This is a genomic window from Pacificibacter sp., from assembly GCF_039769035.1.
Taxonomy (GTDB): Bacteria; Pseudomonadota; Alphaproteobacteria; order Rhodobacterales; family Rhodobacteraceae; genus Celeribacter.
Genome location: NZ_JBDMZG010000002.1, coordinates 1 through 6,875, shown reverse-complemented (window position 1 = coordinate 6,875; position 6,875 = coordinate 1). Strand labels below are relative to the sequence as shown.

Sequence of the window (6,875 nt, the reverse complement as noted above, 5' to 3'; positions counted from 1 at the left end):
GCAACACCACAAAAACCGCACAGTCTCGTGGCTAACGTCGATCCCCCGCTCATGAAGAAGGTCTTCTACATTGCGAAGCGAAAGTGGAAAACGAGCGTACAGCATCACAGTCAAACGGATGATCTCAGGGCTCGTTTTAAAGTACCTGAATGGGGAGTGATTTGTCATTTGTGGTTTCTACAAATACACCATGCTCGCTTCAACCGAGTTTAATCTGACAGTACCCACAGACGCAATTCTTTGGTTTGCTTTGTTTGTGAAACTTGTCTTTACATCTATCGTTGTGGATGGCTGCTTTCAGAATTCTTTTACGTCAATGACAATCTCCGACTGGGCAAAGTTCTTTGGATACCAGGAGACCTTCTGAGATGAGTCGCCGCACATTGCCACGAGGATCAGTGACCAATATACCTGTTAACTACGGGTTTTGGCTTGAAAGCCAGTAGGAGGTATGCCTTTATTTGTTTGAACAAAATTGGAACTTGCTGATGGATTTAGATATCGCCGGGAGAAAAGCATTGTTGTGTGCATCCAATGCGGGGCTCGGATTGGCCTGTGCCAAGGCGGTGGCTGCAGAAGGTGTTGATGTTGTCATAAATGGTCGCAATCCTGAAAAAATAAGAGCGGCACAGGCTGAAGTTGAAGCCGTTGCCCGGGGGCGCGTTTCCGCTGTTCAGGCCGATGTTTCGACCGAGGAAGGAAGAGCGGCTCTGCTCGCGGCCTGCCCGGATGCGGACATCCTGTTGAACAATAATGCCGGTCCAAAGCCAAAACGTTTTCTGGATACAAAGCGGCAAGATTGGGAAGAGACGTACCATTCCAACTATTTGGCGCCCATTCTTTTAGTACACGCGGTAATTCCCGGAATGATCGAACGGGGGTTCGGACGCATCATTAATATTACCTCTGCCATGGTTACAACTCCGAGGCCACATTTAACGTTAAGTGCGGGTGCCCGAGCGGGCCTTACGGCCTCGTTGAAAGCATTATCATTCGAAGTCGCGCCTCACAATGTGACCATCAACAACATGTTGCCCGAACGCATCGACAGTCCGCGGCAAATCGAAATGGCTTATGCTGTGATGAAACGCGACGGTTTGACCTTTGAGGAAGCGCGGGCAGCACAGGTACAATCAATTGCAGCAAAACGCCTGGGCCGGCCAGAAGAATTCGGTGCTATGTTTGCTTTTTTGTGTTCTAGTTATGCAGGTTACATTTCCGGCAGCAATATGCATCTCGATGGCGGCTCTTATCCAGGGTTGGTGTAATGGCTGACTTTGCGGATTACCGCCCATATTTGCCCACTGCGGAGCAATCACGAATAGTGGGTGACGATGCGATCTCCCATGCGAAGGGGCGGCTGGCAATTCCACGCATCGAGAACCTGTTCAACCAATGGGGTGAACTTGCAAAGCAGGAGTTTCGAGGCATCACCGTTGATGGTGAACGTACATCAGGTCTTTACTCCTTACGGGATGAGGGCGCCCCCGTTGACGATATGGTTGCAGCGGCGGGAAGGTTGCTCGAGAGTCTCAGTGCAGACGAGCGGAAGCGGGGATTACAGGAGGTCGACAGCAATTTGTGGCGGCAGTGGCAGAATACCGAGATTTTTGTCGAAAAACACGGATTGCGGCTCGAATTTCTTTCCGATGAAACTCGCGAACTGGTCTTACGGCTTCTACGTAGCTCCCTTAGTGACCAGGGCTACCAAAACACAGTTGGAGTGATGCAACTGAATGCTTTTCTGGGCAATGCCATCGGCGCGCCAGGTGTGCTTGGCGAATGGAGTTACAATTTCTGCATTTATGGCAAGCCTTCTAACGTTAACCCCTGGGGTTGGCAGCTTTGGGGACATCACCTTGGCCTAAATTGCCTGGTGATTGGCGGGCAAATGGTACTCACGCCAAGCTTTCAGGGCGCTGAGATCTGCTTCGCCGATGAAGGCCGCTTCAAGGGATTGCAGATGTTTCAGGATGAGCACCGCCGGGGGCTGGATCTGTTCAATTCCCTATCGGCTCAAAACCAACAAAAGGCGCGATTGGGTTTTGATTTGGGTGGCTCTGATCTTCCGGAAGGTCGTGTGCATTTCGCGGATTACCTCATGTTGGGAGGCGCACATCAGGACAACAGGGTCGTGCCTTTAGAGGGCCTTAACGCAGCAAAAATGACGGGGTCGCAATGCAAATGCCTGCTTGATCTTGTGAATGCCTATGTCGGAGCCATGCCGGATGGACCGCGCCAGGCGAAAATGGCGGACGTTGAGCGGCATCTAAATCATACGCATTTTTGCTGGATCGGAGGAAATGGTCCCACCACGCCCTTTTACTACCGTATTCAAAGTCCGGTGATATTCATCGAGTTCGATCATCATGCAGGTGTGTTCTTGACCAATAAAGAACCGCTGGGCTTCCATGTGCATACTGTGGTCCGCAGTCCCAATGGAAACGATTATGGGTTGGACGTTTTACGACAACACTATGCGCACTCTCACAAAAACGCTCACAACCATGTTAACCACGCCTGAGGTCGGGTGCTGATCCTAACGTTCGGAATATTTGGCCGTTGCCGACTTGACGCATTCCATGAAACCGGTCAGTGCCCTGGAGGGTTTGGTGAAACTACGAATGGCCAGGCCTGCGTTTGATTGCCACAAAGTGCGGTTGAAATCGATTTTCACAAGACCTTTTTGTTGTGCAAGTTCCAACATCTGATCGGGAATGTGCGCGACGTAATTCCCACCTCTTAGAGTTTCAAGAAGACTATTGATCGAAGTGGTTTCCAGGCTGATTTTTGGTGGTTTGAGACCGAATGTGGCGAAGAAAGCGGATATTCGATGGGTGCCCACAAAATCGTCCTTCAAAGCCAGCCAGCGTTGTGGAGCCAGGTCGATTGCAGAGACATTGCCTTGTGATGCCAAAGGATGGCTGGCATCGCTGACAATGATATGATCCATCTTAAACAAAGGAATTTTTGTGAGCTCTGATCTGTCTGGAAAATCTAGCGAAATGCAAATCAGATCCAGATCACCCGAAACAATTGCCGGAACCAATGTGTCGATAACGCCTCCCACCAATATCATGCGGATATCTGGATATGTCTTCTGAAATTCAGCGACGACAGGTGGCAGAATCCTGACCAGCCAGTTTGGAGTTGCGCCAATCCGAAGTCTGCCATGCTCCGCGCCCGACAGTTCGCCAATACGTGTTATGGCATGCCGATATTCGTTTTCCATAACCCGAGCGTGGTGTTCCAGTATTTCGCCAGCCTTGTTCAGTTGCACACCTTTTGAAATTCGCGTGAACAATTTCGTGCCGAGGTCGTTTTCCAGTTTTCGAATACTCTTGGTCAGGGCCGGCTGGCTGACATTTAATGCGTCGGCTGCAGCCGTTATGCTGCCCATGTCGACCACCTTCAAGAAATTGCGAAGCACCCGAGAAAACATATTCAGCTCCAGCCTCTTAACAACGTCAACTGACATAACCGTTGGTTATGGCATCGATGATAATTAGAATTTGACCATACACTCCCTGCTGCATAATCTTGGTAAACCACTCCAAAAATCATAGTAATTTGATACACAACTGGCTCTCAAACCCGGCTTCACAGAAAATTAAGGCCATAAATTCCATGCATGCAACCATTAAGAATGAAAATCTTATCTATGATGCTCTGATCGTAGGCTATGGCCCCGTCGGGGCGACGCTGGCCAATTTGCTGGGTCAGGGCGGTTATCGCGTCGCAATTGCCGATACTTACCGCGATGTATTCGATAAGCCTCGTGCCATTAATCTTGACCATGAAGCGCTGCGCCTTTTTCAACGCATTGATCTTGCGGAGCAAATTTCTGACGGTAGTGCTCTTCATCCCGGTACCGAATATCGCGGCGTGGACGGCGGGGTGATCAAGGCGATGGGTTCTGCGCCGCCGCCCTATCTGCTGGGTTGGCCTCCCAATATCATGTTTGTTCAGCCTGAGGCTGAGCGAAAGCTGCGATCCCGCGTTGATGCCCTCGAATCAGTCGACGTTTTCTTGGAGCATAAGGCCACTGTCTTCGAGCAAACCAGTGAACAGGTGAGTGTGACTTTCGACGCACCATTAGGGCAAACGACACTGCATGCCCGCTATCTGATCGGCTGTGATGGAGCGAACAGCCCTACAAGGGAGTGGATGGGTACCACTATGACTGATTTGGGATTTTCCGAACATTGGGTGGTTGTTGATGCCCGGGTCGAGCGCGATATACCCTTGCCATCACTGACTACTCAATATTGCTTCCCAGACGGCCCGACTACTTATGTGATTTGTTCAGGCAATTTACGCCGCTGGGAAATGAGAATCATGCCTGGTGAAAACGTCGATGATTATCGCGATCTGGACAAGATCAAGGCGCGCCTGGAGCCATTCGTGGATGTTACGGCGTTGGAATTCTGGCGCAAATCTGTTTATCATTTCAATGCGCGAGTGGCAGATGTCTGGCGCGATCGACGTGTTTTCCTTGCCGGTGATGCAGCGCACACGATGCCGCCATTTTTTGCGCAGGGTCTGAATTCGGGCCTGCGCGATGCGGCCAATCTGTTTTGGAAACTATCGTATGTTTTAGACAGTAAAGCGAATGACAGTTTGCTGGACACATACCAAACGGAGCGACGACCACACATACTGGTGCTGACTGAAATAGCCAAGGATCTGGGTAAGATAATCGGTGAAACCGATATGGAGAAAGCTGTCAATCGTGATGCGTTGTTGCGCAAGGAAATGGAAAATAAAACCCAGATAGTAAACCGGCAATCATTGGTTCCCCCAATCGCTGACGGGTTTTTGGACGACAAGGGTGGGGAATTTTCGGGCGCGCTGGCACCACAGCCGCGTGTTTCAAAAGAAGATAAAGAATTTTTGCTGGACGACTTATTGTCTGGGTTTTCGATGGTTGAGCTTAGTGGATCGGACGGAGCACTCCGGATCACAATTGATCTTGAGACCGCCAATCCCCAACAATCAAGTTGCCAGGACACTGGAGCTATGTTGACCCAATGGATGCACGAACGGGGGTTAACGATGATGATTATTCGCCCTGATGGTGTTGTCTGGACAGCTGGAACCGATGCCGCTGGATCGGTCAACAGATTTCAGACCGCTTTCTTCAACCTGCGATAGGAGCGCTCCGTTTGAATATTCTATTCCTGATGGTGGATCAGCTTCGTTACGATTATCTGGGCTGCACTGGTCATAAAACCATCAAGACACCCAACATTGATGCTCTCGCCAGACAAGGTGTTCGGTTTGACAGAGCTTATGTCCAGTCACCCCTTTGTGGCCCGAGCCGAATGAGTGCATATACCGGGCGCTATTGTCGAAGCCACGGTGCCACCTTCAACGGCACGCCGATAGGTGTAGGAGAATTGACTTTAGGCGACCATTTACGGCTGGTCGGTATGGATACGGTGTTGTGCGGCAAAACGCATGCAGCGCCGGACAAGCGCGGAATGCAACGGCTTGGAATCGAGGCCGATAGCAAGATAGGTCGCAGAATTGCTGAATGTGGATTTGATGTGTGGGAAAGAATGGATGGTGAGTTTCCGGCCACTCAGCCTGACCCCAACAACGCTTACCAGATCTATCTGCGTTCAAAAGGTTATGACAGCGACAATCCGTGGCACGATTTTGCCAATTCCGGAGAGGATTCGGATGGTAAGATCTTGAGCGGCTGGCAGCTGCAGAATGCGACCAAACCTGCCCGTATTGCAGCAGAGGACAGTGAAACGGCATGGCTCACAACCCGAGCGATGGATTACCTGGATCAAGTTGGCGACATGCCCTGGTGCCTGCATGTGAGCTATATCAAACCGCATTGGCCTTATGTTGCGCCTGCTCCTTACCATCAGATGTATGGCCCCGAAGACATCCAACCTGTTGTGCGCTCCGAAGGCGAACATACCGACCCGCACCCGGTGTTGGGCGCGTTTCAAGCCGAGCGGGTTGGAAGGGCATTCTCAAGGGCGGAGGTCCGCGAAGCAGTGATTCCAGCCTATATGGGATTGATTACTGAGATCGATGATCAAATAGGGCGGCTGATTGCGCAATTGGAGACCACTGGCCAACGCGACAATACTCTGATTGTCTTCACGTCCGACCATGGTGACTATTTGGGTGATCACTGGCTCGGGGAGAAGGAGTTGTTTCACGATGCCTCTGTTCGCGTGCCATTGATCGTGGTGGATCCACGTGCTGAAGCGATGGCAACTCGTGGCACTGTCTGCAATGCGCTTGTTGAGGCGATCGACCTTGTGCCGACATTCGTGGAATACGCCGGTGGTGAACCACGGACTGAAATTTTGGAAGGCAAATCACTGAAACCATTAATCCAGGGGCAGGCCACCGAAGTGCGACAGCATGTATTCAGCGAGTATGACTATTGCTTCAAATCCGCCCGCAAAAAACTAAACCAACCTATTGGTGATTGTCGTCTGGCGATGATCTGTGATGACCAGTTCAAGCTAATCCACGCCGAGGGATTCCGTCCGATGCTCTTTGATTTAAAGAAGGACCCCGGTGAACTGACCGATCTGGGCAAAAGTTTGGATCACAAAGAGATCTGCGACAACCTGATGGAGCAACTAAACTCCTGGTACAGACAACATCACAATAAAACGATGCACTCCAACGCAGACATTGTTGCGCGCGAAAACGGCGCGGTACGACGTGGTATTTATCTGGGGTTTTGGGACCAGGAAGAGATAGACGAGGCCGCGCAGTTAGCCGCGTCGAAAAATTATTAGCAGCTAGACGGGTGCTGTCAGACGAATGAGAACTCGCATCGGATCGCTGGCTCAGCCTGAATCTATGCGCTCAATAATTGGCGCCACTCAGTAAGAGCG

5 protein-coding genes and 1 pseudogene are annotated in these 6,875 nt (G+C 50.9%); 4 read left to right on the top strand and 2 right to left on the bottom strand.

Translation table 11 applies throughout. From position 1 onward, the window contains the following. A pseudogene (locus ABF287_RS00075) lies at positions 1-168 on the bottom strand (IS6 family transposase); the annotation flags it as partial. Between the two features lie 293 nt (positions 169-461). On the opposite strand from ABF287_RS00075, the gene ABF287_RS00070 reads away from it, so the two are divergent. Then, positions 462-1,268 carry an SDR family oxidoreductase gene (locus ABF287_RS00070; RefSeq protein WP_347182987.1) on the top strand — a complete coding sequence of 269 codons (807 nt, stop codon included), beginning with the start codon at positions 462-464 and terminating at the stop codon, positions 1,266-1,268. Further along, positions 1,268-2,524 carry a DUF3500 domain-containing protein gene (locus ABF287_RS00065; RefSeq protein WP_347182986.1) on the top strand — a complete coding sequence of 419 codons (1,257 nt, stop codon included), beginning with the start codon at positions 1,268-1,270 and terminating at the stop codon, positions 2,522-2,524. Before ABF287_RS00070 ends, ABF287_RS00065 begins: the two co-directional genes overlap by 1 nt. A gap of 15 nt (positions 2,525-2,539) precedes the next feature. Here the strand turns inward: ABF287_RS00065 and ABF287_RS00060 are convergent, their stop codons facing one another. After that, positions 2,540-3,442: a LysR family transcriptional regulator gene (locus ABF287_RS00060; protein WP_347182985.1), complete on the bottom strand. Its 903-nt coding sequence runs from the start codon at positions 3,440-3,442 to the stop codon at positions 2,540-2,542. A gap of 185 nt (positions 3,443-3,627) precedes the next feature. Here ABF287_RS00060 and ABF287_RS00055 point away from each other — a divergent pair, with 185 nt between their 5' ends. Both ABF287_RS00055 and ABF287_RS00050 read left to right on the top strand, forming a co-directional pair. Next, complete coding sequence (locus ABF287_RS00055; RefSeq protein WP_347182984.1) at positions 3,628-5,154, top strand: bifunctional 3-(3-hydroxy-phenyl)propionate/3-hydroxycinnamic acid hydroxylase; 1,527 nt, start codon at positions 3,628-3,630, stop codon at positions 5,152-5,154. Positions 5,155-5,165: 11 nt separating this feature from the next. Then, positions 5,166-6,776, top strand: a complete 1,611-nt coding sequence (locus ABF287_RS00050) for a sulfatase-like hydrolase/transferase (RefSeq protein ID WP_347182983.1) — start codon at positions 5,166-5,168, stop codon at positions 6,774-6,776. The last annotated feature ends 99 nt before the right edge of the window (positions 6,777-6,875 follow it).

What these genes read in the sequence shown, in the direction of transcription:
- ABF287_RS00065 (WP_347182986.1), top strand. Translation starts at nt 1,268, where the DNA reads ATGGCTGACTTTGCGGATTACCGCCCATATTTGCCCACTGCGGAGCAA.
- ABF287_RS00055 (WP_347182984.1), top strand. Translation starts at nt 3,628, where the DNA reads ATGCATGCAACCATTAAGAATGAAAATCTTATCTATGATGCTCTGATC.
- ABF287_RS00060 (WP_347182985.1), bottom strand. Translation starts at nt 3,442, where the DNA reads ATGTTTTCTCGGGTGCTTCGCAATTTCTTGAAGGTGGTCGACATGGGC.